This window comes from Phaeodactylibacter luteus, assembly GCF_007993045.1.
Classification (GTDB): Bacteria; Bacteroidota; Bacteroidia; order Chitinophagales; family Saprospiraceae; genus Phaeodactylibacter; species Phaeodactylibacter luteus.
Genome location: NZ_VOOR01000008.1, coordinates 11,564 through 35,812 on the forward strand (window position 1 = coordinate 11,564; position 24,249 = coordinate 35,812).

The 24,249-nt window shown below is 52.7% G+C and carries 23 protein-coding genes; 12 read left to right on the top strand and 11 right to left on the bottom strand.

The window, feature by feature from the left end:
• Positions 1 to 383: 383 nt before the first annotated feature.
• Positions 384 to 938 carry a thioredoxin family protein gene (locus FRY97_RS05320; RefSeq protein WP_147166403.1) on the top strand — a complete coding sequence of 185 codons (555 nt, stop codon included), beginning with the start codon at positions 384 to 386 and terminating at the stop codon, positions 936 to 938.
• Here the strand turns inward: FRY97_RS05320 and FRY97_RS05325 are convergent.
• Positions 925 to 1,374 (bottom strand): SRPBCC family protein, encoded by a 450-nt coding sequence (locus tag FRY97_RS05325; protein WP_147166404.1) that lies wholly within the window; start codon positions 1,372 to 1,374, stop codon positions 925 to 927. The two genes, FRY97_RS05320 and FRY97_RS05325, sit on opposite strands and share 14 nt — an antisense overlap.
• 54 nt (positions 1,375 to 1,428) lie before the next feature.
• Positions 1,429 to 2,271, bottom strand: coding sequence for an endonuclease/exonuclease/phosphatase family protein (locus tag FRY97_RS05330; RefSeq protein WP_147166405.1), 843 nt, complete (start codon positions 2,269 to 2,271; stop codon positions 1,429 to 1,431).
• Between the two features lie 64 nt (positions 2,272 to 2,335).
• Between FRY97_RS05330 and FRY97_RS05335 the strand changes: the two genes are divergently transcribed.
• Positions 2,336 to 3,949: a mechanosensitive ion channel family protein gene (locus FRY97_RS05335; protein WP_147166406.1), complete on the top strand. Its 1,614-nt coding sequence runs from the start codon at positions 2,336 to 2,338 to the stop codon at positions 3,947 to 3,949.
• A gap of 114 nt (positions 3,950 to 4,063) precedes the next feature.
• On the opposite strand, the gene rho is transcribed toward FRY97_RS05335, so the two are convergent.
• A complete protein-coding gene (rho, locus tag FRY97_RS05340) occupies positions 4,064 to 5,785 on the bottom strand; it encodes a transcription termination factor Rho (RefSeq protein WP_147166407.1) in 1,722 nt (573 codons plus the stop codon).
• Positions 5,786 to 6,786: 1,001 nt separating this feature from the next.
• Here rho and serS point away from each other — a divergent pair.
• The 4 genes from serS to rpmH all read left to right on the top strand — a co-directional run bounded on the left by serS (position 6,787) and on the right by rpmH (position 9,805).
• Positions 6,787 to 8,070 carry a serine--tRNA ligase gene (gene serS, locus FRY97_RS05345; protein ID WP_147166408.1) on the top strand — a complete coding sequence of 428 codons (1,284 nt, stop codon included), beginning with the start codon at positions 6,787 to 6,789 and terminating at the stop codon, positions 8,068 to 8,070.
• A gap of 32 nt (positions 8,071 to 8,102) precedes the next feature.
• Positions 8,103 to 8,795 (top strand): zinc metallopeptidase, encoded by a 693-nt coding sequence (locus FRY97_RS05350; protein WP_246141576.1) that lies wholly within the window; start codon positions 8,103 to 8,105, stop codon positions 8,793 to 8,795.
• A gap of 44 nt (positions 8,796 to 8,839) precedes the next feature.
• Positions 8,840 to 9,403 carry a ribosome recycling factor gene (gene frr / locus FRY97_RS05355; RefSeq protein ID WP_147166409.1) on the top strand — a complete coding sequence of 188 codons (564 nt, stop codon included), beginning with the start codon at positions 8,840 to 8,842 and terminating at the stop codon, positions 9,401 to 9,403.
• A 246-nt stretch (positions 9,404 to 9,649) separates the two neighbouring features.
• The gene (gene rpmH, locus FRY97_RS05360) at positions 9,650 to 9,805 is read left to right on the top strand and encodes a 50S ribosomal protein L34 (RefSeq protein ID WP_147166410.1); all 156 of its coding nucleotides are present in this window, start codon (positions 9,650 to 9,652) and stop codon (positions 9,803 to 9,805) included.
• A 540-nt stretch (positions 9,806 to 10,345) separates the two neighbouring features.
• Here rpmH and FRY97_RS05365 read toward each other — a convergent pair.
• From FRY97_RS05365 to FRY97_RS05390, 6 genes are all read right to left on the bottom strand, one after another.
• On the bottom strand, positions 10,346 to 12,154 hold the full coding sequence (locus FRY97_RS05365) for a tetratricopeptide repeat protein (protein WP_147166411.1): 1,809 nt from the start codon (positions 12,152 to 12,154) through the stop codon (positions 10,346 to 10,348).
• Positions 12,155 to 12,374: 220 nt separating this feature from the next.
• On the bottom strand, positions 12,375 to 13,277 hold the full coding sequence (locus FRY97_RS23190) for an energy transducer TonB (RefSeq protein ID WP_147166412.1): 903 nt from the start codon (positions 13,275 to 13,277) through the stop codon (positions 12,375 to 12,377).
• Positions 13,278 to 13,325: 48 nt separating this feature from the next.
• Entirely contained in the window at positions 13,326 to 13,664 is a 339-nt protein-coding gene (locus FRY97_RS05375) for a VanZ family protein (RefSeq protein ID WP_147166413.1), read from the bottom strand.
• Between the two features lie 84 nt (positions 13,665 to 13,748).
• Entirely contained in the window at positions 13,749 to 14,141 is a 393-nt protein-coding gene (gcvH, locus tag FRY97_RS05380; RefSeq protein WP_147166414.1) for a glycine cleavage system protein GcvH, read from the bottom strand.
• A gap of 165 nt (positions 14,142 to 14,306) precedes the next feature.
• Complete coding sequence (locus FRY97_RS05385; RefSeq protein WP_147166415.1) at positions 14,307 to 15,605, bottom strand: citrate (Si)-synthase, eukaryotic; 1,299 nt, start codon at positions 15,603 to 15,605, stop codon at positions 14,307 to 14,309.
• A 464-nt stretch (positions 15,606 to 16,069) separates the two neighbouring features.
• Positions 16,070 to 16,480, bottom strand: coding sequence for a hypothetical protein (locus FRY97_RS05390; RefSeq protein WP_147166416.1), 411 nt, complete (start codon positions 16,478 to 16,480; stop codon positions 16,070 to 16,072).
• Between the two features lie 458 nt (positions 16,481 to 16,938).
• Between FRY97_RS05390 and FRY97_RS05395 the strand changes: the two genes are divergently transcribed.
• Together FRY97_RS05395 and FRY97_RS05400 are read left to right on the top strand one after the other, a co-directional pair.
• Entirely contained in the window at positions 16,939 to 17,523 is a 585-nt protein-coding gene (locus FRY97_RS05395) for a DUF3109 family protein (RefSeq protein WP_147166417.1), read from the top strand.
• Between the two features lie 459 nt (positions 17,524 to 17,982).
• Entirely contained in the window at positions 17,983 to 18,756 is a 774-nt protein-coding gene (locus tag FRY97_RS05400) for an endonuclease I family protein (protein ID WP_147166418.1), read from the top strand.
• 218 nt (positions 18,757 to 18,974) lie between these two features.
• Here the strand turns inward: FRY97_RS05400 and FRY97_RS05405 are convergent, their stop codons facing one another.
• Positions 18,975 to 20,015 (bottom strand): nucleoid-associated protein, encoded by a 1,041-nt coding sequence (locus FRY97_RS05405; RefSeq protein ID WP_147166419.1) that lies wholly within the window; start codon positions 20,013 to 20,015, stop codon positions 18,975 to 18,977.
• 93 nt (positions 20,016 to 20,108) lie between these two features.
• On the bottom strand, positions 20,109 to 20,552 hold the full coding sequence (locus FRY97_RS05410) for an RpiB/LacA/LacB family sugar-phosphate isomerase (protein ID WP_147166420.1): 444 nt from the start codon (positions 20,550 to 20,552) through the stop codon (positions 20,109 to 20,111).
• A gap of 733 nt (positions 20,553 to 21,285) precedes the next feature.
• Between FRY97_RS05410 and FRY97_RS05415 the strand changes: the two genes are divergently transcribed.
• The 4 genes from FRY97_RS05415 (at position 21,286) to FRY97_RS05430 (ending at position 23,892) form a co-directional block, all read left to right on the top strand.
• A complete protein-coding gene (locus tag FRY97_RS05415; RefSeq protein ID WP_147166525.1) occupies positions 21,286 to 22,056 on the top strand; it encodes an exodeoxyribonuclease III in 771 nt (256 codons plus the stop codon).
• The gene (locus FRY97_RS05420) at positions 22,053 to 22,484 is read left to right on the top strand and encodes a GNAT family N-acetyltransferase (protein WP_211356818.1); all 432 of its coding nucleotides are present in this window, start codon (positions 22,053 to 22,055) and stop codon (positions 22,482 to 22,484) included. The genes FRY97_RS05415 and FRY97_RS05420 overlap by 4 nt, the downstream gene beginning before the upstream one ends.
• Positions 22,485 to 22,554: 70 nt before the next feature.
• On the top strand, positions 22,555 to 23,436 hold the full coding sequence (locus FRY97_RS05425) for a porin family protein (RefSeq protein WP_147166422.1): 882 nt from the start codon (positions 22,555 to 22,557) through the stop codon (positions 23,434 to 23,436).
• 12 nt (positions 23,437 to 23,448) lie between these two features.
• Entirely contained in the window at positions 23,449 to 23,892 is a 444-nt protein-coding gene (locus FRY97_RS05430) for an SRPBCC family protein (protein WP_147166423.1), read from the top strand.
• Positions 23,893 to 24,249: the final 357 nt, after the last annotated feature.

The window sequence follows — 24,249 nt, forward strand, 5'->3', positions numbered from 1 at the left end:
GAGCGAAGTATCTGATCGCACCTTAAACTCCATCAAAAGTCAAAGTTTACCCTGATTAGGGGCTTAGGGCTTATGACAGTTCCCTCCGCATCAAATGAATATGCACACACCCTAGGTAGGCAATGTCTGCCTAGGACAACACAAAGATCGCGTTAGGAAAACTAAACCAATAAGGCAAGCTTTCAGATACTTGCTCTAGGGTATGTCTAAATAGCAAAGCACTAATGTGCTATGAGCCTACCCTTTAAGGTCAGTTCTTGCTTGGAGCTGACCTTATTTTTATGGCCTTATTTTTATGTGTGCGTACACGACCATGTGATAAAGATGTTACCCGCTGTGGCTATTGCTGTCACAGTATTTAAAAGATAGCAAAAGTATTCCCTATGGCACTGACTTCTTCCAATATGATTGCATTAGGCACACCTGCTCCTTCTTTCAGCTTGCTGGATGTGGTTTCTGGAGGGGCGAAAACCGATGTAGAGGTATTTGGCGAGCAGGGCACTGTGGTCATGTTTATTTGCAACCACTGCCCCTACGTGTTGTATGTCAACCCTGAGCTGTGCCGCGTTGCCCATGACTACCAAAAACAGGGGATAGGTTTTGTTGCTATCAGTGCGAATGATGCGGAGCAGTACCCACAGGACGGCCCCGTGGCGATGAAGGCGCATGCTGCAGAACAGGGTTACCCATTTCCTTACCTGTACGACGAGCAGCAAGATGTGGCGCGGGCGTATCAGGCGGCCTGCACACCAGATATTTATGTATTCGATAGCGATCGGGCGCTGTATTACCGAGGGCAGCTCGATGCGTCGAGGCCAGGCCAAAGCGAGCCGTTAAGCGGAAAAGACCTGCGTTCCGCATTAGATGCGCTTTTGGCGGGGATCCCTCCCCCTGAGCGGCAGTACCCAAGTGCCGGCTGCAATATCAAGTGGAAGTAGGCGCTCCGAAATAGCGGCGGTAGATCTTTTTCCTGGGGTAAAAGCCGGCGAGCAGCCCGGGATAGAGCAGTAAGCTGGCCAATCGGTTAGGGCCTTTAAAAGTGATGTCATCAATGATGAGGGATTCCGTGTCAGATATACGGCGTACAATGTGCCGGTGCCGCCAATAGCGCAGAGGGAAAGGGAGCACTATGCCCTCATCGACAAAGCAAGCTTCCTTTTCATTGACATAATCTTCTGTAATATCGCTTATCCATTCTGCCTTAATCGGGCTTAGGAAACGAAGATGGACCCGGTCTCCCTTCCGCGAGCCTGTAAACGTCACAATCTCTACTTTAGCCAAGCCAGGCGACAGGGCTTCAAACAGCTGACGGTCAAACTGCGCCATCACAGCTTTATAATTACCCGTAACCCGGGTTTTTAAGATTAATTTCATGTATCGGTTCGTATATCCGCAAGAGAAACGGTAAGGGCCCTGCTTTGTTTAAGGTCAATGCAGCAGCAGTTCTGCAAAAACGGGGAGGTGGTCAGAAGGGATGTAGCCGCCCCAGTTTTCGGCCAGGTTGGCATGGCGGAGCACCCTCCATTTGCTGCTGACGAAGATGAAGTCGATGCGTTGGCCTGTGCCCGATACTTTGAAGCTGTCTGTCCAGGTAGGCAAGGGGCCATGATGGGGCGTTTCGGATTGTTCTTTGGCATCCCGCAGTGGGCCGCCCTGAGCAGTAAGCATTGCGTAGGGCAAGTCTTCCGGGCTGCAGTTGAAATCCCCAGTTAATACAGCGGGCTCCCCCTTCGTGATCGCGCCGATTTTTTGTAGGATGAGCTTTGCGCTTTCTGCCCGGGCCGTTTCCCCCTTATGGTCGAAGTGGGTGTTGAATACAAAAAAAGCCATGCCGCTGTCCCGGTCTTTCAGCTTTGCCCAAGTGGCGATACGGGGCAGGGCGGCATCCCAGCCTTGCGAGCCTGCCTTTTCTGGGGTTGGCGAAAGCCAGAAGGTGCCGCCATCTAGCATTTCAAACCGCGCCTTGCGGTAAAAAATAGCAGAGAACTCGTTGTCCGGGCTGGGGTGGGCGGATCCGTCTGTGCGGCAGCGGCCGGTCCATGCATGCTCAGGGAGGTCTTGCGCGAGCTCATCAAGCTGCGAACGGAAAGCTTCCTGCACACCGATGATATCGGCTTGGTGGAACCGGATAACGCTGCTGACCATAGGCCGCCGGTGGGGCCAGTAATGCTCGCCGTCATCAGGGTTGGGATAGCGCAGGTTGTAGGACATCAAGTGTATGCTCTGGGCAGAAATAGAGGAGGCCAGCATCATCAGGAGCAGGATTCGCATGGGAGAGGTTTTTTACGAAGGTAGGGATTGTTAGTTTTGCACTACATCTCCGAATTGTGAATAAATGATGAAGTTACAAAGTCGCTTTTGTTTTTTTGCCTTGTTACTGCTCACTGCCGGCAGCCCCCTCTATGCTCAGGATACAGCACCGGAAGTGACCCTGCAGACCCCGTACAATACTATTTACAGCCATCTGTACTACCTTCAGCCTGATTCCTTTGACCCCGCCAAGGCAGGCCAAACGCTATGGGGGGCTGATAGTACGGCGGCAGAAGAGCTGGCCATCAAACTGAAACAGGTTTACGACGGCATGGGGCTGTTCGTCCGCCTCAACCGGGTGCCGCGTGCGGCAGCTTACTTGGACTCTGCCGTGATGCAGGCGGTTTATACCCCTTTCCCGGCCGAGCTCCCTGGTGTTTACGTGGAGCGGGTAGATGGCCGATGGTACTATTCGGAGGAGACCGTAGCGCAGATAGCGGCACTGCACGATGAGGTCTACCCGTTCGGTGCCGACCTGCTACTACAATTGGCGCCCATAGTAGGGGAGGAAGAGGTGCTGGGGCTGAAGGCTTGGCAATTTGTAGGCCTGTTGTCTATGCTATTGATCAGTATTGGCGTATACTGGGTGCTCAGCCGGTTGCTGAGCCCGGTGGTACGCCGGCTGAGCCGCTCTCGTATTTATCCTTCTTTGGTGCCCACCCGCATCATCAGGCGTATTGCGCAACTGTGCAGTGTACTGGTCGTCCTTTACCTGATCCGCCTATTTCTGCCGCCCTTGCAGTTGCCTATCGAGGCGGCCAATTTCACGGTCACGGTCATCCGCCTGATTTCTATCGGCCTGGTCGTGGGAGTGCTGTTGCGAGTGCTTGATATTGTCATCCTTTATGCAGACAAGGCTGCGCAGAAGACGGAAAGCAAGATGGACGAGCAGCTTCTGCCCGTAATAGAAAGGGGCGTACAGTTTTTCTTGTTCGCTGGTGCAGTGATTCAAGCCTTGCGGGTATTTCAAGTGGATATCACTACGCTCATTGCCGGTATTTCAATTGGCGGGCTGGCTATTGCGCTCGCTGCCCAAGATACCCTTAAAAACCTATTTGGCTCATTGACGATTTTCATGGACAAGCCTTTTCAGATTGGGGAATGGATCAACTTCGCAGGTGTGGACGGCACCGTGGAAGAGGTTGGCTTCCGGTCTACCCGCGTCCGTACCTTTGCCAATTCTCTGGTCTATGTGCCTAACGGCAAATTGGCAGATATGGTGGTCAATAACTATGGGCTTAGGCAGTACCGAAGGTTCAATACGACCATTTCCCTGACCTACGATACGCCTCCCGAGCTGATTGAGAAATATGTGGAAGGGCTGAAGCAGATCGTGTCCCGGCATCCTAAAACCCGGAAAGATTACTACGAGATCCATTTTAATAACATGGGCCCTCATTCCCTGGACATTCTGTTCTACATCTTCTTTGAGGTCCCCTCATGGAGCGAAGAGCTGAAAGCGCGGCACGAGGTCTTGCTACAGGCTTTACAACTTGGGCGTGCGCTGGGCGTACATTTTGCATTCCCGACGCAGACGCTTCACGTAGAGGCATTGCCGGGCCAGCCTGCGAGCCCGGGTTATGAAACTAGCCCTTCGGAGCTAGACCGCCGGTTGGCTGCATTTTTCCATTCGAGCTGACGCAGCGCCTGAGCCCTGGGCAGCATACAAAACCCCTGCCTGTCAGATAGACGGGCAGGGGTTTTGTGCAAACGTACTCAAGCTAACACGCAGGCTTGGAGCTCCAAACAAGCTTTAGCCATTCATGGAAGTCAGGAACTCTTCGTTAGAAGAAGTGCTGACCATGTGCTTGCGCAGGAATTCGAATGCTTCGTCCGGTTTCATATCTGCAAGATGGTTGCGCAGTATGAACATACGGTGCATCGTCTCCTTATCCATGAGGAGGTCTTCGCGCCTAGTGCTTGATTTGGTAAGGTCAATGGCAGGGTAGAGGCGCTTGTTCGCGAGAGAGCGGTCAAGCTGCAGCTCCATATTGCCAGTGCCTTTGAATTCTTCGAAGATGACCCCGTCCATTTTTGAACCAGTGTCGATCAGGGCAGTCGCGAGGATGGTCAGCGAGCCGCCGTCCTCGATATTTCGGGCTGCGCCGAAGAACTTCTTGGGTTTGTGCAGCGCATTGGCTTCCACACCGCCAGAAAGGACTTTGCCACTTGCAGGGGCGACTGTATTGTAAGCCCGTGCGAGGCGGGTAATAGAATCGAGCAGGATGACCACATCGTGCCCGCTTTCTACCAGGCGTTTGGCTTTTTCCAGCACAATGCCAGCTACACGGACGTGGTTTTCTGCGGGCTCGTCAAAGGTAGAAGCAACGACTTCAGCATTGACGCTACGTTTCATATCGGTAACTTCCTCCGGGCGTTCATCGATCAGCAGGACGATCATGTAGCACTCAGGGTTATTTTTTGCAATGGCATTTGCCATATCCTTGAGCAGGAAAGTTTTACCTGTTTTGGGCTGGGCAACAATCAAGCCACGCTGCCCCTTGCCAATAGGCGTAAAGAGGTCGATCATACGATTGCCGATATCCCGGCCTGTAGGAGAGCTAGTGAGGCTGAATTTTTCCGTAGGGAAAAGAGGCGTCAGGTAGTCAAAAGGCACGCGGTCCCGTATATCCTGAGGGTCGAGGCCATTAATTTTGGAAACCCTCAGCAGAGCGAAGTATTTTTCTCCTTCTTTAGGCGGGCGGATAGCCCCCTTGACGGTATCGCCGGTGCGCAGCCCAAACAGCTTGATTTGGGAAGGCGATACATAGATGTCGTCAGGTGAAGTCAGGTAGTTGTAATCAGAAGAACGGAGGAAGCCATAGCCATCGGGCATCATTTCGAGGATGCCTTCTCCTTCGATGATCCCATCGAGCTCGATATCGAATTTTTCTTCTTTGGGCTTATCCTCGCGATTGGTATTGGAAGAGCGGCTTTTGTTCCCGCGGTCGTCGCGGTTTTGCTCGCGGCGCTTAGGCGCTTCTTCCCGGCTGCGCTCTTGGCTTTCCTGTTGTGGCTCGGCGCTTCTAGGCTCTTTGCTTGGGGCCTCTTCCTGTTTAGGCGCTTCTTTAGGTGCTTCAGTTCTAGGGGGTTGAGGCTTAGGGGTTTGTGACCTAGGCATCTCCTCGTTTTTGTTTTTGTCGACGATACGGCGAGAGCGGCGGCGGTCATTGCGGTCGTCCTCACTGTCGCTGTTGTCGTTGCGGCGGCTATTGGCCCGCCGTCCATTGGTGCGGCGGTTGTTGCCAGCATCATTGTCTTTGCGGTTGTTGTCTTTTTCCGCTTCGGGGGCTTTTTCCTCTTCTTTTTCAGTTGCGACAGCGGCTTTGGTCTCGCCGGAAGCAGCCTGATGGTCGAGGATTTTGTAGATGAGTTCTTGTTTGTTCAGCCGTTTGTACCCGGAGAGCCCGAGTTTTTCAGCGAGTTCGCGCAGCTCAGGGACGAGCATGAAATTTAGTTGTGAGATATCCAACATAATATAAGGTGTGTTACTTGAGTTTGAATTGTCGGAAAATGATTGAGATATGTAAAAAAATGAATGTCAATGAAAAGCAGTTCAGTAGGAAAATGGGGCAAAGGGGGTGTTTAACAGATGTAACAGTGCTTGTGCGGAGTGACTCGAAGAGTTGTATCCGTTTCAGAACAGTTTGGTTTAGCTCTGTCTCGCCCGTCAAGGTTGCAGCAGCAAAAGCTCAGTAGTTTAGAGTGGGTGGAGTATGAAGGTCGAACTCCGGTTGAGCCGGTTTAGTACTGCAGAAAGCCACTTTAACAACTTCTGCACTGCCTGTACAGCGGACAGTCAGTACATGGTGTCAGGGATTTTCTTGATGGATGCCCGCAGAGCCGAATTAAGGCTATGTTGAGGCTTCAAGCTTTTGGGCTGTATTGGCAAATTCCGTTCTTCATTACGTTGCGCTCTCCCCTGCCAAAGCCTTGTAAAGCGGGAAGGTCAGTCGCTAAGCGTTCGCTATATGATTCAAGGATAGATCCATTTTGTCCCATTCTTGAAAACACCGCGCCCTTGCCCACCTCGCAAGTGACAGCTTGGCAGGCAGGTTGTTCAGAATGAAAATTAACTGCATTGGCTCCAAAAGCGAGTTCCCAACATGCTCTAAGCTTTTGTTTATGTTTCTGCCTGGCTATAGCGCTCGGATAGCTTTGGTAAAAGCTACTTCCTGGCAAAGGAAGCGGAGTGCAAGGGACCTCATTAGGTGGAAGCTAGGGAAACATCCAAAACACACTGAGCGTTTCGCTTGATCTTAAACCTTAAATAAAGTACTAAGAAATAGCTGTGTGAATTTGGCACGTGGCGTGCGGGAATTGGAAGCTACGTGATGTGCTATGTGTTTTGGTGAAACAAAAATACGTTTAATTTCTGATTTCAAATAGTATCTTTGCAAAAAAAGAAACTAATTATCTGCTAGATAGTTCAAACCGCGGGTGCTGGCCTGCACAAAATCCAACCATTACCGCTTTATGCTGGAACTTAACTTTCTGAGAACCAATACGGAACGCGTAAAAGAAGGGCTGAAAGTCAGAAATTATGACGAGGAAGGGCTGAAGGCTGTAGACCGGGCTGTTTCGCTAGATGACTCCCGCAAGGATGTTCAGACCCGCCTCGATAATCTTCTGGCAGAACGCAATGCTTTGTCTAAAGAGATTGGCGCGCTGTTCAAGTCGGGCAAGCGGGAGGAAGCAGAGCAAAAGCGCAGCCGTGTCAACGAAGTGAAGGAAGAAGCGGCTAAGCTTGAGGAAGCGCTCCGGGAAGTGAAAATACAGCTGGCGGAAGCCTTATATAGCATACCCAATGTGCCACACCCCTCTGTGCCCGCTGGCAATACTGACGAGGACAACGAGGTATACCGGGACTGGGCAGGGGAGCTGCCGGTTTTGCCGGAAGGCACTCAGCCGCACTGGGAGCTGGCCAAAACCTACAACATCTTCGACTTGGAGCTGGGCACTAAGATCACAGGTTCTGGCTTCCCCCTTTACCGCGGGCAGGGCGCACGCTTGCAGCGCGCACTCATCAGTTTTTTCTTGGACGAAGCAGTGAAAGCCGGCTATGAGGAGATCATACCGCCCTTGTTGGTAAATGAAGACTCGGCCCGGGCTACCGGGCAGCTGCCGGATAAAGAGGGGCAGATGTACTTCGTGGAAAAAGATAACCTCTACCTCATCCCTACCGCAGAGGTGCCCGTGACCAATATCTACCGCGATGAGATCATCGATCCTGCACAGCTGCCGGTCAAGCTGACTGGGTACACGCCTTGTTTCCGCCGGGAAGCGGGGTCTTATGGCGCACATGTCAGGGGGCTGAACCGGGTGCATCAGTTCGATAAAGTAGAAATTGTCCGCTATGAGCACCCCGATAAATCTTACGAAGCTTTAGAAGAGATGCTGGCACATGTTGCTGGCCTGCTCGATAAGCTGGAGCTGCCGTACCGTATCCTCCGGCTTTGTGGCGGCGACCTTGGGTTCACTGCTGCCCTCACTTTTGATTTTGAGGTCTATTCGGCTGCACAGCAGCGCTGGCTGGAAGTGAGCTCGGTCTCCAACTTTGAAACCTATCAGAGCAACCGCCTGAAGCTGCGCTTCAAAGACGGGAAAGAGACTCGCCTGCTGCATACCCTCAATGGCTCTGCTCTAGCATTGGCCCGCATCCTGGCTGCTCTGCTGGAGAACAACCAAACGCCGGAGGGGATTGTTATCCCGAAGGTGCTGCAATCCTATACTGGCTTTGACCGGATTACGGCACAGTAATTTAGGCTTGTTAACAGAAATATAGTGGTCTTATGGTTTTTGACATGGGGTATATGATTGTGGCGGGCATCTTCTCGGTCATCGGGATGGTCATCAGTCAGCGCCTGAAGAGCAAGTTCAACCATTACAGCCAAATCCGCCTGCGCTCCGGTATGACCGGGCGGGAGGTGGCGCAGCAGATGCTCGGCCATTTTGGGATTTCCGACGTACAGATTGTGGAAGGGCAGGGGTTCCTGACCGACCACTACAACCCGGCTTCTAAAACGGTGAGCCTGAGCCCTGCTGTTTTCCGGGGCAATAGCATAGCTGCGGCGGCTGTAGCTGCTCACGAATGTGGGCATGCCGTGCAGCATGCACAGGCTTACAGTATGTTGCAAGTGCGCTCAGCTCTTGTGCCGGTGGTGCAGTTTTCTGCCATGGCACAGCAATGGCTGCTTATCCTTGCATTTGTGACCCTGAGCAGTATGCCTTCTATCATGCTGGCGACAATAGTTGTTTTTGCGGTGACCACCCTCTTTAGCTTGGTAACCCTTCCGGTGGAGTTCGACGCAAGCAAGCGCGCGCTCGCCTGGCTCAACAGTAGCGGGGTAGCACAAGGCAGCGATCACGAGGGGGCGAAGGATGCCCTGTGGTGGGCGGCGATGACTTATGTGTCCGCAGCGCTTTCTGCTCTGGTCATGCTGCTTTATCTGGTCATGCGCTATAGTGCAGCAACTAGGGATTAAAGGATTAAACTATTTTTCAACTCAGCTAAATATTAGACCGAACCATGCAGGAAGATGTTGATATGTACATCGAGGAAGCGAAGGAAGCAATGGAGCACGCCCTCGATCACCTGAAAAAAGAATTGGTCAAAATTCGCGCGGGCAAAGCTTCCCCTGATATGCTCTCTGGCCTCGTGGTGCCCTACTATGGCTCGCCTACCCCTCTGGCGCAGGTGGCCAACGTAAGCGTATCGGACTCCCGCACCCTTGTCATTCAGCCTTGGGAGAAAAGCATGATTCAGCCTATAGAGAAGGCTATCATGGAAGCTAACATGGGCTTTACACCTCAAAACGACGGCGACCTCATCCGCATCAACATCCCTCCGCTCACGGAAGATCGCCGGAAGCAAATGGTCAAACAGGTGAAGGCCGTCGGCGAAGATACTAAAGTTGGCCTGCGCAGTGCCCGCCGCGATGCGATGGACGGCATCAAAAAGGCGGTCAAAGATGGCTTTGCTGAGGATGCTGGCAAGCGGATGGAGGATGAAGTGGAAGCGATGACCAAGCGCTACAGCGGCAAAATCGATGATATTGTAGCGGTAAAAGAAAAGGATATCCTGACAGTATAGCGCCCCGCAGGCAGGCAGCGGCATGGCCCTGCCTGCCTGTTCAAGCGCTTCTTTCTTGTCCTTTGTGGATTTATTTACAGTAACCTTTGGTCATTCCCCAAACAACCTGTACCTTTGTCGGGCTTTTGAGGGAGGGTGTACTTCCCTTTAAAGCTAAAGGTCGCTTTCCCTTGGAGTAAAGCAGCCCGTGCACTCGATCATGTGCACTGAATGTCACAAATTATTGTAAGATAAAGATATAGCGAAATGAAGCGTACATATCAACCTTCACGGAGAAAGCGTAAGAATAAGCACGGGTTCCGTGCCCGCATGGCTTCTAAGAATGGTCGCAAAGTATTGGCGAGCCGCCGTGCAAAAGGCCGTCATAAGCTGACTGTTTCTGACGATAAGCGCCTGAAGTAATCGAATTGAAGCCTAGATAGGCTTTGTGCATAGCACATCAACAGGCTGTTTACAGGTAATTTGCTACTGTACCTTTCTTGGCGGAGAGTTACATAGTTTGTACTCTGTTAGCCTAGACAAGCAGCTGCTCTAAAACAGCCGCTGTACAAAAAGCCGGATTTACGAGGTTGCTCTTGTAAATCCGGCTTTGTTATTGATTGGGGTTAATGCGGCATGGGCGTTTCAGGGGGGGCGTCGTGCGCCTTCTCACCTAGGGGGCTCCGTTATTTAAAAGCACAGAGAGGCAGCTCATTTATCGTACTGCAGAACCTGACTCCTCAAAGCCTATTGCATGGGCGCAAAACAGATTGTCGTTTTTTGGCCTGCCCCTGACGTAAGGATGAGGGGCCTGCACCTGCCACCGGGCAGGTGCCGCTATGCTACGGGGCTCGCTCTTCGCTCGGCCTTATCAGGCCTGCCGCCCCTTCGCAGCGCTAGGCCAATGCCAGGCTAAAGCCTGGAAAGCAAAGCTTAAACGCCTGCGGCATTTTGGTTTACTCCCTATTGCATCTGATCTCCCCTCAAAGCACGATAGCGTTTTCTGGCCTCCACCGCGAGCACGCTGTTGGAGTAATCGAGGAAGAGCGTTTCATAAAGCTCTTGGGCTTTATCAGCCTGCCCCAATTGTAGCTCATACAGCTCCGCTAGCATAAACAAGGCGTTGTCCGCCCGGATTTCTTCTGAGTGGTTGGCAATGATCTGCTGTAGGAGCTCTGCTGCTCTTTCGTACTCCCGTTTTTTGATGAAGACCTTAGCTTTAAGGTAAAGGACATCATCGGCAAGGCTGTGCCCGGGGTAAGCCTCCACAAGGGTGTCCAATTTGGCGAAAGCACCATCAAACTGGTTCTGGAAAACGAGCATATCTGCATCAGCGTAGAGCTTGAGGGGCGCATCCGTGGTGTCGAGCGCCATATTATCCATGATGAAGACAGACAGGTCAAGGGCATCATTGGCAATCAGCTTTGAGGTGGAAGACTTCAGGATGTCAAACTGTGTCTGCGCCCACTGAAAGTCTCCAGCGTAGTAAGACAACCGGGCATTTCTGAACCGGGCTTCGTGCCCGAGCAGGTCTTCTTTAAAGGCTTTATCGACTTGTGAGTAGAGCAGGGTCGCCTCCCAAATCTCTCCTTGCATGAGATAGTAATCTGCCAAGTCGAGCTTAGCCTGTGCCTGTAGCCGGTTGTTGACGCCAGGATATGCTATCATTTCAGCGAGGAGCGTTGTCGCTTTTTCTAGGTTGTTGATATAAAGGGCTTCGAGCTCTGCCAGTTCCAATATGATCTGTGCGGTTACCTTGGAGCGCCCAAATTCATTCAGGAAGGCTTCGTAGTCGTTTTCCAGCTCCTGGAGCTCATCCTGTGAGTAGGCATAGCCATCGACAAGCTGGCTGCGTTTGGCGCGGAGTGCCTCGCGTTTGGCATCGAGATAGAAGGGCGAAGCCGGGCCTTTCTCTGTTACAATATATTCAAAACCAGCAATTGCGGCATCGAAGGCTTTATCATTGGCCGCAATGCCGGCCAGCTGGAATACGCGCCCTCCGTTCTCGCCCAGCCGCCGGTCGAGGGCCCGTACTTGGCGCAGCGCGCTGCGGTAGTCCTTTTGCTGTATGAAAACCCAAGATAGCATTTCGGGGTAGAGCGGGTTGTCGGGGTCATCCTGTACTTTCTGATAAAGCTGTGCCTGTACTTCTTCATAATCTCCAGTATTGAGGAACCGCTGGAAAATAGACTTGACGTTGTTCACCCGGTTGGGGTTGGCACGGATGCTGTTGAGGTAGTTTTCTACCATTTTGGGGATGTCGCCCTTGCGGCGGTACAGCTCTCCGAGATTGTAGGCAAAGGCTTCCTGATCGCGCAGTAGCTCTGCCCCTTTTTCGTACGTCGCGATGGCGTAGTCGTATTTGGTCAATGCCATAAAAGCGTTGGCCAACTTGGTGACGGCAAACTGGTCCCGCGTGAGTTTTTCAATAGCAAGCTCGAATTGCTCCCGGGCTTCCCCATCTTTCACCTGCCGTTCCAAAAGCTTGCCATAGGTGACATGAAGCTGCACATTGTCTGGAGCCCGCTTCATGTGCTTCTTGATGACTTTTTCGCACTCCCCGTATTCGTCCATCGCCATCAGAGATTCTACGTAGCGGTCGAAGTAATAGTCGTTGTAATTGCTCTGCTTATAAAGGTTTTCGTACAAAACCGCTGCTTTCTCGTATTCTCCGTCCCGGTAGTACTGTTGTGCGAGGCGGGCATCTTGTCCGTTGAGCTGTAAGGCAAGCCCAATAAAGAAGAGGAGCGTAAGTACAATCGGCTTTTTCATATACGGTATTAATTGTGTCTGTTCTTTGGATGGCAGGCGCCCTAGGCATAGGAAGCACAGCGAATTTATAGAACGTTTGGAGGGGCGTTATGTTATGAGCTGAGCTGGCCTTTGCGCTTGCCCGCCTTATAAACAGACAAAGCAAGGGTTGGGTTGGAGCATGAAAAAACGGCTATCCAGCAACTGCTGAATAGCCGTTTTTCAGGCAGGCAAAAATGCCTTACTCGAGGCGGAACTTCACCGGCAGGTTGAACTGAACCCGCACGGGGCGGCCGCGCTGTTTGCCAGGTATCCAAGTGATAGCTTGGTCCTTCATGAGCTCCACTACACGGAGGGCTTCAGCTCCAGTCTGAGCACCAGGGTCGCGAACAACCTTGGCATCTGTGATAGAGCCGTCCTTCTCAACAACGAACTGTACTACTGCTACACCTTCTACGCCATTTTCACGGGCGATGGCAGGGTACTTGATGTTCTTGTAGATGAACTCGAGCATTTTTTTATCCGCGCACTGCTTACGCTCTTCCTTAGTTGGAAGGTCTTCGCAGCCGGGGAACCGAGGCATGTCTTCCACTACCTTAAAGATCTCCTCCACTTTGGGTTTGGGCGGTGGCGGTGGCGGCGGTGGTGGTGGCGGCGGTGCATCATCCACAACGGGAGCCTCGATAAAAGTCTCTTCGTCGATTGACTGATCCTCGAAAGTGACTTCTTCGTCTTCGAGAATTTCTTCATCCGGTACCTCTTCGATAACCGGTGGCGGCGGCGGCGGTGGCGGCGGCGGTGGCTCAGCTGTACGTGGTGGCTCAACCTCAATCTCATCCGGAAGCTCAAGGGCATCGTCTGGGATAAAGATTTGCTCCTCGTACTGAGTCCAGCCAAAAGCCAGGATCGTCAGGCCCAATGAAAGCGCCAGGCCCAGGTTGAAGTACGTACCGCTGTATTTGAAGACATCGGCACCGGGGTACTTAGCCCGGGAGGCGAGAGAGGAAGACCCTTCTGATTGGCTCAAGCCGGATTGAGAGCGCTTGGCATAGATAGAACGCATGATCACAACGAATGCGATGAGGCCTATCACCAAAAATGCCGTGGCTCCGGCTAAAGCCCCGCCAGTGATTGAAACATCCATACTGACAAGGTTTGTATTATTATCAAAATGAGCAAATAACTTACAATTCTATTGTTGCTTTCTGCTGAAAAACCAGCTCGCCAGCAAACATCCTAATAAGGAACCGCTAATATTAGCAATTATATCAGGAACTTCAAAAAACCGGTCCGGGAAATACCAATACTGTACCCATTCCAGCACTGCTCCATAGGCGCTGCTCAGTACAAATGCGCCGGCAAAGGCAAGTGCCCCGGAAAAAGAAGCTGCCCGCAAAAGCGGAAAAAGCAGAGCAGACAAGACAAGGTAGGCTGCTGCGTGTGCCAGCTTGTCGGGCTCCAGCCAGGCTGTCAAAACTGGCGCTTGTACGTGCCCTCTTGTTGAGAGGTAGCCAATTGTGGCTGCCCACATCAGGGCGGCGGCTAGGTTGGCTGTTAGAAAGCTTCTGTCAGGAAGATGCAGTGGGCTTTGATTTTGGTGTGCAGCGGGAGAAAATTATTTCACGAGCTGTTGATAAGCCGCTGCATCCATCAAATCTTCGAGCTCTGCAGGGTCGGTCATTTCGATTTTGATGATCCAGCCTTCTCCGTAAGGGTCTTGATTGACGAGGGTGGGGTCGTCGCCATCGCTCTCGTCGAGCTTGGCATTGAACTCCAGGATTTTCCCGGAAACGGGCATATAGAGCTCGGAAGTCGTCTTGACCGCTTCAACGGTGCCAAATGCCTCATCCTTGTCGAGCGTCTCTTCTACCGTATCCACCTCGATGTAGACCAGCTCGTCCAGCTCGCTTTGCGCAAAATCAGTGATTCCGACATAGGCGATATTGCCATCTTCTACGCGCACCCATTCGTGCTCTTCGGTGTATTTCAGATGATCAGGGAAGTTCATGTGATAGCTTGATTTTGAAAGTGTACGATGATTGGCCAAAAATAACGCATTTTCCTGCCCCGGCAATAGCCTGCCTGCTGCAATTTGCCCGGCTAGCCTTAGAAAAAGAAAAGCCCCTCTGTCAGGCAGAGCGGCTTTTCTTTTTCTAGCGGGAGCTGACGCAGCTTAGAGCTGTGCTTTGACCCACTCCGTTGTTACGGATTTTGGGCGTTCCAGTGGGAAGCCGAGCGCACGCGACCAGCAAAGTGCGGCGAGCACGCCCAGCGCACGGGAAACGCCGAAGAGCACGGTGTAGTAGCTGTACTCTTTCAGGCCATAGTGTACGAGCAGTGCGCCAGAGTGCGCGTCTACGTTCGGCCAAGGGTTTTTTACTTTGCCCAAGCTCTGAAGGATTGGCGGTACTACGTCAAAGATTTTCCAGACGACCTCTACCACATCATCGCCTTTGATATACTCTTCAGCAAAGCGCTTTTGCGCCATAAAGCGGGGGTCGGGCTTGCGGAGTACCGCATGGCCGTAGCCAGGGATAACCTGCCCCGATGCCAGTGTATCCTCCACGTATTTGGCGATCTGCTCCTTCGTTGGGCGCTGTGTGCCCAAGGATTCCAGCATGTTGAAAATCCATTTGATCACCTCTTGATTGGCGAGGCCGTGCAGAGGCCCGGCCAGCGCGTTCATGCCAGCTGAGAGCGAGAGGTAGGCGTCGCTGAGGGTAGAGCCTACCAGGTGTGTAGTATGGGCCGATGCATTGCCGCCCTCATGGTCTGCATGAATGGTAAGGTACAAGCGCATCAAGTTCTGGAAGTCTGCGCTGTCTTTGCCCAGCATGTGCGCGAAATTGCCAGACCAGTCCAAGCTTTTATCCGGAGCGATGTGGTCGCCATTGTGGAAGGTGCGCCGGTAGATGTAAGCTGCGACACGGGGCAGGCGGGCCACAAGGTTCATGGTGTCCTCATAGGTCGGGTCCCAATAATCGTTTTTGCTGATCCCCTCGTCATAGCGGCGTGCAAACTCGCTTTCGCTCTGCATAGAAGCAATGGCAACGGTAAACTGCGTCATCGGGTGGGTATCCACGGGCAGGGCATCGAGCGCTTTGAAGGTATGCTCCGGCACCTCGCTCCGCGAAGCCCACTGTTCCGTAACCCATTGTACCTCTTCATCCGTAGGCACTTCGCCTACCAGCATCAGCCAAAACAGGCCTTCTGGGCGTGGCTCTTTCCCGTCGGGGCCTTTCGGCAGCTGCTCCCGCAGTTGAGGGATAGAGTACCCACGGAACCGGATGCCCTCCAAGGCATCGAGCTGTGAGGTCTCCCACACCATGCTTTTGATACCGCGGGCGCCACCGTATATCTGCTTGAGGGTGACTTCGTCAAACCGCTTATCGCCATGCTCTTTGAGCATAGCCTTGATTTCGCTGCGCAGCGCAGTTGCTTTTTCGCTAAATTTCTGTTTTAGGGGATCCATTAATAATTTATAGTTAAGTGATGTTGGTATGAATGACTACCGGCCAGGTGCAAACCTTAGACCGTATTTAGGTTGATACTTTGAAACCCGCTCTGGAAACAAACAGTCAGCAAGTAGTGTTCGGGCAGGATGTTTGGAACAATACTTGGCGGGTTGCTTTTTCCAAGGCTGAGGTGGCTGTCAGCCTAGTAATATTACATCGAAAATTGTAAAATGGTTGCCGGAAAATAAAAAAGCGGCCCCTTGACGAAGCCGCTCTTTTTGCCACCGGGTGGGCTAAGAGCATGCTTGGAGCTCGTCCCTATTACAAATCAACGTTTTATGAACCTGGCTTCCTCACTAAATTTTCTCTCAGCCCGCCAAGCTCAAATTTAGTGGCTCCGCAATGAGCCTGCTGGCCATGCTGGCACAGCTGGCGGGTATAAATACTTGATTGTTAAGACGAAACTACTCCGGGCAAGCGCTTAGTCTAGCGCCCAAACAGCAAGCTGTATCTCTTTTTGGCTGGCACCTTCTTTTTTGAGCTGTTGTATGAGCGCAGATTCTCTCTTGCGGCGCTCCACGAGCTGTGCTTTGTAAGCCGGCATCTGGCTATCTGTAAGCATCTGCCTGATGCTTGCCCAAGTGCCTTGCCGGATGGCATTTTTCTTTTGCAGGAAAAGCGCTTGGTCGGCAGCCTCGAGCGGCTGTATCTCTTGTAGGTTTTTCAATTGCCGCTCAGCAATTTCAAAGGCTTTCTCTTCCTGGCCAGGGGTGAGCTGGAAGTCAGCAATCAGCTGGCTGGCTGTGGCTTCGATCGCATCTTTGCTGATTTCCTGGGCTTGACCCGTGGCAAAAAAACCGATGCAGAGGAGGGCTAGAATCGTATGTTTCATAAAAATACTTGTGTTTCTGGTTGTCCGGCTAAAATACAATTTTTGGGCATACCCCGCCAAGGGCTTGCTAAAATACTGAAGAATATGGCGGGCTGCCGTCTAAGCTTAGGTTGGGCGCAAACCTGATTGTCGTTTTTTGAGCCTGCCCAGCCTGCTTCGCGGGATGGGGCCTGCCCCTGCCGCAAGGATGGGGCAGGCTGGCAGGTGCCGCTATGCTCCGGGGCTCGCTGTCCGCTCGGCCTTATTAGGCCTGCCGCCCCTTCGCAGCGCTAGGCCAATGCCAGGCTATAGCATAAATGCCTGCGATATTTTGGTTTACGCCAGCTTGGGGTGGGCCAGGGCATTTTAGTGGCCGAAAAAAGCAGGGTAGAGGTAGCGGGTGTGAACCCTTGGAGCTACCTTTGTATTTCTAATATTTTCCGGGCTATCCATGGCCTGTCGATCAAAAGCCATCGAAAATGTTGATGATTGGTGATATCCTGGTGAGCGACGATGTAGTCAGTCAGCAGTTCCTTTGCAATCTCGATGCCTGTAAAGGCGCCTGCTGTTGGGAAGGGGATTTTGGCGCCCCCCTCGATGAGGCTGAGCTGCCGGTCCTCGAGCAGATATATGAAGCGGTAAAAAGCTACCTTTTGCCGGAAGGGCGGGCTGCAATTGAGGCCAACGGCCCCTATACCTATTTTAAAGAACCGGAGGAGTACGGTACTACCCTCCTCGAAAACGGTGCTTGCGCCTTCATGGTTTATGATTCGGACGGGGTGGCAAAGTGCGGCATCGAACAGGCATACAAAAATGGGGCAACGGATTTCAAAAAGCCCATATCCTGTCACTTATATCCTATCCGGGTCCTGAAAAATGAGCCTGCTGGCTTTGAAGCCCTGAATTACGACCGATGGGACATTTGCTCAGCGGCCTGCGAAAAGGGGCAGGCGCACCAACTGCCTGTTTATCAATTTGTCAGAGAGGCCATCGTCAGGAAGTATGGGGAGGCGTTTTATGAGCAGCTGCATGCTGCTGCCATTGACTTGCCAACATTACGCTAAGTTGCGGTAACGGATAGTTTATAAATTTTCGTATTTTTGATTACCTTTATCCCCGTTCTAAAAACCTGAGAGCTGGCGGGCTATCTACTACTCTTCTTTGTCCCGCAAACCGAAATCATACCCCCCCTATTTTATTGGAGGTGCAGGCCTGCCCTGTACGCTGCCATTACAGCAGTAGCTTGATTGCTCTGAGCGCCCACATCATCTGTGGCATTACAGGGCGTCCTCTGCATACCTAAAGCCATAGCCTTCTTAGCAAGAGGGCTCACAGGCACCAACTTCAAAATCAAATTTTTAAAATTCCGAGGCACCAACGGGCTGCGCTGTCCGTCCGGGCTTTCGCTTGATCTTTATACAAGAACCACACGCTTAACCCCCCTTTTGAAGTTGGTTTTGGTGTAGCCCTGTTCGTCAGGGCTGCACTTTTTCTATTTTAGGGCCCAAAACAAGCCAGCAACCATGTCAAAAACAGTGGCGTTTCTGCTATTCTTCCTATTATCTCTGGCCTTGCAAGGGCAGCAGGCTGCCCTGCCTGCCCTGCCCCGCGAAGGCCTGTTGAAATACGTGCAGGCGAATTTTACGCCCAGGGAAGTCTTGGGCTATGGCCCTGCCCGGGATATTATGTATAGCCAGATAGACCTAAAAAACGATACGGTCTATGGCATCTATACAGGGCATGCTCTGCCTTTGCCTCCTGGCGAAGACCCTTCCCAGGCGCTGTACCGGGACGGCAGCCCGGACGGGATCAACTGCGAGCACGTTTACCCCCGTAGCAAAGGGGCAAAGTCTGGCCCAGCTAAGTCCGATATGCACCACTTGTTCCCCAGCCGGGTAGCTGTAAATGCCATCCGGGGCAACAACCCATTCGGAGAGGTGCCCGACGAAGGGGCAGAGCAGTGGCTGGCCCTTGGCTTTGAACAGGGATCTGTGCCCACCGCTCACCGTGATGCTTACAGTGAAGCGGCAGGGTCTGTCTTCGAGCCTAGGGAAGCGGTGAAAGGGGATATTGCCCGAGCGGTATTCTATTTCTACACCATTTACCGGAAGGAGGCCCTGCAGGCCGACCCCTTGTTTTTCCAGGGCATGCGCCCAGTGCTGCTGCAGTGGCACCTTCAAGACCCGCCCGACGCGGCCGAGGTGAGCCGCACTTATGCCATAGCCCGTTACCAAGATGGGAAGCCGAACCCGTTTGTCGTATTCCCTGAGCTGGCTTTCCGGTTGTATGGGGAGTAGGGGCGCCTCGCACCAAGGAGCGGGATGGGCAGCCAAGCTATCGTAAGCTTGGGCTTTCTGATGGCATCGGCCTAGCGCTGCGAAGGGGTGGGAAGCCCGATAGGGCCGAGCGAGGAGCGAGCCCCGGAGCATAGCGGCGCCTGCCGTGAGGCAGGCGAAGGCCCCTCATGCCGTGCTGTAGCATGCTCAACAACGTTTACCTGTTTGGTGCCCGATGTCTAGCTGCGGTCGTCCATGAAGTCCCGTACCTGTGCAGCCAACTCAGGAGAGTGAATGGTGACCGAGTCGCCTTCTACTACGATTTGCCCCTGCCTCAGGTGGCCATCGTTGAAATAGAGGTAGAGCTTTTCAGCGCTGGCCTTATGGTTGTAGAACTGATTGAGCGCTTTTTTATCGAAGCGGAACTCATTGTCCATTTCGATCTGATGGTCTTGGAAGTACTGTTGAGCGGGGTTTTCATTTTTGTAAAACTCCTGTTCAAACTCTTGGATGTTGATGACCTTTTGTGGGTTGCTGTTGGCGAAATTGAGGACCTGCTCTTTGAACCGGCCCGCTTCCATAGCCTCCCCGGTCTCTTCGTCTACCGGTGCGGGCAGCTCATTGACCATATCGAGGAAGGTCTGCGTAAGCTCCCGGCTGCTTTCGGGCCTTTCCAGCCCCACCCATTGGATAAAGTACTCGGAAATTTCCTTTTGAGTGCGGGCGTGTTTGATCAGCTCAACGCACCGGCCCTGGCCCTGCTGGAATTTCTGGACAAAAATCCGGCAGGCCATCGCCAGTTTGTCAGTATTGAGGTAAGTGACCGAATTGAGCTCGAAGGCGGCCCCTTCCTGCCCCCGCCGGAAGGACAGCCCATCCGTGTCCCGGACCAAGAAAATGCCGATAGCCCGTTCTTGTGTAGCCTCATCGGTATAGTCGGCATAGACCAGATAGCCCCCTTTTGCGCCAAGCACCCCTTGGAGGGAAAGCTGTAAGGCGTTCATGGTGTCCCGGGTGAAATTTAGGAAAGCATCCGCCTGTTCCAGGCCGTTTTCCAGCAACAGCTGAAAGTAGCCGGGGAAGAGGGCATCTTCTGGAGGGCTGAGGTAGCCCTGTAGCGTATCGGATTTGCGGACGAAGGTATCATGGAGCTTGTCGACAAGGGCTTGTGCTTCCTCATCTATGGGGGTGCATTGGCTGCTCAAGAAGACACGTGCGCCGCTTTCGTCAGCAGCTTTTTCCAGCTCATGTATGGCTAATCGGTGGATGAGGGTAGGCATATTCCAGCGTATTTTGGGTGCCAAAGGTAGCCAAGAAAGGCCAAAGTCTACTACATTTAAGCAAAGAGCAAACCGCCTGGGCTGAGCGCCGGCTTACCGCCCTTGGTCATAAGCCTTGAGGAATCGTATGCAGGCTGCGTCCGCTTCTTCGTTGGAAGGGCTATGGCCGAACCACGCATCGAGGATTTCGAGCAGGACGGCCTCGGTTGTATAGCGCAAGCTGATGGCCAGGGCATTGGCATCATTCCATTGCCTAGCGCCAGCCGCTGTTGGGGCGTCCCAGCATAGGGCTGCACGTACGCCAGTTACTTTATTGGCCGCCATGCTGATGCCGGTGCCTGTCCAGCAGAACAAAATAGCTTGGTCGGCCCGGTTTTCCGCGACAGCAGTAGCTGCCTGTATGGCCACTTGTGGCCAGGGCGCATCAGGTGCGGCCACAGGGCCGAAAGGCAAGACTTCGTGGCCGCGTTCGCCAAGGGCTTTTGCTGCGGCTTGTACCAAAGGTGCGTCCATATCAGAACCCAGTGCAATAATCATATTGGCATGGTTTTGGGTATGAATATAAAGAGAAAAGACGGCAGAGGAGGTAAAGGGCCCTACAAACTCTTCTGCTTTGGCTGGCCCTGCGAAAGCCGGGGTGGTAAATGGGGTAGTTGTTTGATAAAGAGCGGATAAGGTATGTGAGGTTTGTTCTAGATGGAAAAAAATGCAATTTGTAGCCAAGAGATGAAACCCTGATAGCAGTGCCCCCGTAAAAAAGAAAAACCGGCTGTTGCAACAACCGGTTTCCAAAAGAGCTTTGAGAGGCTATCTACATACCAAAATTGAAGCGTCCTTTGACGCTTCTGAGATCTTCAAGAGATTATGATTACATTCGTGAAATTCAATTCATTTCCCGGAGGGTTTTTCTTTCCTCCTGCCAGTTTTCTCCGGTGGTGTTATTAATTCCCTTTCCGATTACTGACAATACAAAAGTGCTGCATTCCAAATAGGAAAATAAGTACATTTGGGTTAATTACTGTGTTTTTAATTAGTCTTGTTTTTTTATTAAAAACTTGATTTTTAGTAATTTATAGTGTGTTTTTCTTTGGTTTTTCTGTATAACTAAGAGCAGGTTGTGTATATATAAGGGCGTAAAAAAACTGGAAAGAAGTAAAAAAGGCGCCTGAGCAGCATAGGGCCTATCGGGATATTTCGGGTTTGGAGGAGAGGCGGTTGGGCAGGGTGGCAGCAGATGTTATCTTTGCGGCAAAGCACACCAACTATGGCACTGACAATAGCATCTTACAACGTGAACGGTATCCGTGCAGCTTTGAAAAAAGGGCTGGACGAATGGCTGGAGCAGGCCCGGCTCGACATCCTTTGCGTACAGGAAACCAAAGCGCAGCCGGAGCAAGTCCCCAATGAGCAGGCCCGGTTTACGGATTTGGGCTACCATCAATATTGGCACTCGGCAGAAAAGAAAGGCTATAGCGGGGTCGCTACCTTTTGCAAGCAAGAGCCTGACTTGGTGGAAGCGGGCTGCGGGATTGAGCGCTACGATGCAGAAGGCCGGGTTTTAAGGACTGATTTCGGAGGGCTGACCCTACTGAACTGTTACTTCCCATCTGGCACTACAGGAGGGGTACGTCAGGATTTTAAAATGGACTTCCTCAAAGACTTTATGGAATGGGTGAAGGAGCTCAAGGCTTCCAGGCCCAAGATGATTGTGGTGGGCGATTACAATATTGCCCATACCCCTATGGATATACACGACCCGGTGCGCAACAAGAACACATCTGGCTTCCTGCCGGAAGAACGGGAGTGGATGGACGAATGGCTGTCTTTAGGTTTTACGGATGCATTCCGGCACCTCAACCCCAGCCTAGAGCAGTACAGCTGGTGGACCTACCGTGCTAATGCCAGGGCAAACAACAAGGGGTGGCGTATTGACTACCAATCCGTGACGGAGCCCCTCGTGGCATCGCTTGCCGAATCTTATCAAATGACCGAGGTCGTACACTCTGACCACTGCCCGGTATTCCTCAAATTGGAGCTGTGAAGCCTTGTATACGGGAAGGCACAATAGAAGAAGCGGTGTGGATCTCGGCTCAGCTGCCTGAATTTGTGGCACCTTACCCCGCTTCGGCCTATCGTGAAAGGCTGGCCGGAGTGCCTCATCTGATCCTTCTTGCCTGTGTGGGCGGGAAGGCTGCCGGCTTTAAAGTAGGTTACGAACTGGAGGGCAGCTTTTATTCCTGGATGGGCGGAGTGCTCCCTGATTACCGCCGTAGGGGGGTAGCACGGGCCTTGGCATCAGAGCAGGAGTCCTGGGCTAAGCAGCGGGGGTACAGCCGGCTCCTGATGAAAAGCAGGAACGAGCACCGGGCCATGCTAATTTTTGCCTTGAGCAACGGATTTAGCATTTCAAGCGTTGAAAAAAGGCCTGTGCTTTCAGCCAACCGGATATGGCTGGAGAAGGTCTTGTGATATTGAATAAAGCCCGCTGCGGCGGGCGCTCTGTGAACAGGGCTACCGGCCCGCAAAAAACTAACCAAATATGAATCGTTTACTTTGTTTGCTGGCTTTGTCCGTCCTATGTATATGGAGCCCGCTCGCCGGGCAGGAGTTCTCTGGCGGCTTTCGCGCAGGCCTGAACTTTACGACCATATCGGGGCCCTCTGAAATGGGAGCAGGAGGGGGAGAGCTCGAGGAGTACCGGATCTCTAATGGCTTCCACATTGGGGCCATCGCCAATGTCCGGTTTACGGATGTGTTCCGCTTGCGAGGTGAGCTGCTGTTTTCCCAAAAAGGTGGCGTTTACGGTTACACAGGGGATTCTTACTGGGTCTTCCGCCCGCTTGACGGCAGCGAGCCCTTTGTGGCAACGGGCAACCGGGAAACTACCCTTGAGGTGACCAACTCGTACATCGATATCCCGGTGACGGGGGTGGCCAGGTTGGGCAAGTTCGAGCTGAGCGCTGGCATGAGCGTTGGTTTCCTGGTAGGCTCAAAGGCAGCAGGGGAAGTGCGGTTTGCAGGGCAGACACCGCTAGGCAACGCTGTAGACCCTTTTGTCATCGTCCTCGATTACGATTACTTGGCGAACCCCTTCAATGAAGCCGATGCGGTACAGGCCGGGGTCCGGCGTTTAGACAGCAAGGATGTTGCTATCCCTGAAACGCTGGGGGCGTACTATGAAGGAGTAGATACAGATGAGAACCTGTTCAATACCATCGATATAGGCTTGGTAGGTGGTGTTGCCTATTACTTGAATCAGGGGCTGTTCATGGGGCTGCGCCTCAACTATGGGCTTTCTGATGTGACCAATGAGGCCAGGGATATTTCCCGTCAGGAGATTAACGGCGCACAGGGCTATACTTTTCGGGACGACAAAGACCAAAACCTGAACTTGCAGCTTTCAGTGGGCTTCAGCTTTTAAGGTGCATAAGTTATGACGATCTTGACCACAATAGACATCAACCGGCCGGCAGCTGAGGTTTTCCGTTTTGTGGCAAAGGAGCCTCAGCAGATGAAATCCTGGATGAAGGGCTTTAAGGGCTACCGGCTGGAAAGGGGGCGCAAGCGTCAGCCTGGCAGTAGGGCGGTGTTGTCGTTTGAGGATGGGGGCGGCCAGCTGGAGGTCGTGGAAGAAGTGGCTGGAGTGGTGCCCGGGCGGCGCTTGGAGCTGGTATTGAAGAACAAAAACATGATCAGCGAGCAGGTATACGAATTTCTTGATCAAGGTGAAGGGCGTTGCCGGGTAAGGCTGATTTCCCGGGTACAGCTCAGGCCTTGGCTGTTCAATTTGTTCAGCCCATTTGTGAAGGGGCCAATGCAACGGCAGCAAGATGAAGACCTGGAGCGCCTGCGCAGGCAGCTTTCTGCCAAAGGATAGGCGGAAAGCCATTCTGGTGTAAACCCCAATACCGCAGCCGTGTATGTTTTTCGGGATCTAGCCTGGCATTGGCCTAGCGCTGCGAAGGGGTGTAAGCCCGATAGGGCCGAGCGGACAGCGAGCCCCGGAGCATAGCGGCACCTGCCTGCCTGCCCCATCCTTGCGGCAGGGGCAGGCCCCACATCCCGCGAAGCAGGCAAGACAGGGGACATCACATTGTGTAGGGGCAGGCCCATTTCGCGAGGCAGGCTGGGCAGGCGCAAAAAAACAAACGACAATTTGGTTTGCGCTTAGCCGCCATTCTTGCCTCACGGCGACAGTACATCAGAGCATAACCAACAAAAAGGCCGCGCAGCT

Excerpts from the sequence above, each read along its gene's own strand:
- FRY97_RS05320 (WP_147166403.1), top strand. The coding sequence starts at position 384 with ATGGCACTGACTTCTTCCAATATGATTGCATTAGGCACACCTGCTCCT.
- FRY97_RS05325 (WP_147166404.1), bottom strand. The coding sequence starts at position 1,374 with ATGAAATTAATCTTAAAAACCCGGGTTACGGGTAATTATAAAGCTGTG.
- FRY97_RS05330 (WP_147166405.1), bottom strand. The coding sequence starts at position 2,271 with ATGCGAATCCTGCTCCTGATGATGCTGGCCTCCTCTATTTCTGCCCAG.
- FRY97_RS05335 (WP_147166406.1), top strand. The coding sequence starts at position 2,336 with ATGATGAAGTTACAAAGTCGCTTTTGTTTTTTTGCCTTGTTACTGCTC.
- rho (WP_147166407.1), bottom strand. The coding sequence starts at position 5,785 with ATGTTGGATATCTCACAACTAAATTTCATGCTCGTCCCTGAGCTGCGC.
- serS (WP_147166408.1), top strand. The coding sequence starts at position 6,787 with ATGCTGGAACTTAACTTTCTGAGAACCAATACGGAACGCGTAAAAGAA.
- FRY97_RS05350 (WP_246141576.1), top strand. The coding sequence starts at position 8,103 with ATGGTTTTTGACATGGGGTATATGATTGTGGCGGGCATCTTCTCGGTC.
- frr (WP_147166409.1), top strand. The coding sequence starts at position 8,840 with ATGCAGGAAGATGTTGATATGTACATCGAGGAAGCGAAGGAAGCAATG.
- rpmH (WP_147166410.1), top strand. The coding sequence starts at position 9,650 with ATGAAGCGTACATATCAACCTTCACGGAGAAAGCGTAAGAATAAGCAC.
- FRY97_RS05365 (WP_147166411.1), bottom strand. The coding sequence starts at position 12,154 with ATGAAAAAGCCGATTGTACTTACGCTCCTCTTCTTTATTGGGCTTGCC.
- FRY97_RS23190 (WP_147166412.1), bottom strand. The coding sequence starts at position 13,277 with ATGGATGTTTCAATCACTGGCGGGGCTTTAGCCGGAGCCACGGCATTT.
- FRY97_RS05375 (WP_147166413.1), bottom strand. The coding sequence starts at position 13,664 with ATGTGGGCAGCCACAATTGGCTACCTCTCAACAAGAGGGCACGTACAA.
- gcvH (WP_147166414.1), bottom strand. The coding sequence starts at position 14,141 with ATGAACTTCCCTGATCATCTGAAATACACCGAAGAGCACGAATGGGTG.
- FRY97_RS05385 (WP_147166415.1), bottom strand. The coding sequence starts at position 15,605 with ATGGATCCCCTAAAACAGAAATTTAGCGAAAAAGCAACTGCGCTGCGC.
- FRY97_RS05390 (WP_147166416.1), bottom strand. The coding sequence starts at position 16,480 with ATGAAACATACGATTCTAGCCCTCCTCTGCATCGGTTTTTTTGCCACG.
- FRY97_RS05395 (WP_147166417.1), top strand. The coding sequence starts at position 16,939 with ATGTTGATGATTGGTGATATCCTGGTGAGCGACGATGTAGTCAGTCAG.
- FRY97_RS05400 (WP_147166418.1), top strand. The coding sequence starts at position 17,983 with ATGTCAAAAACAGTGGCGTTTCTGCTATTCTTCCTATTATCTCTGGCC.
- FRY97_RS05405 (WP_147166419.1), bottom strand. The coding sequence starts at position 20,015 with ATGCCTACCCTCATCCACCGATTAGCCATACATGAGCTGGAAAAAGCT.
- FRY97_RS05410 (WP_147166420.1), bottom strand. The coding sequence starts at position 20,552 with ATGATTATTGCACTGGGTTCTGATATGGACGCACCTTTGGTACAAGCC.
- FRY97_RS05425 (WP_147166422.1), top strand. The coding sequence starts at position 22,555 with ATGAATCGTTTACTTTGTTTGCTGGCTTTGTCCGTCCTATGTATATGG.
- FRY97_RS05430 (WP_147166423.1), top strand. The coding sequence starts at position 23,449 with ATGACGATCTTGACCACAATAGACATCAACCGGCCGGCAGCTGAGGTT.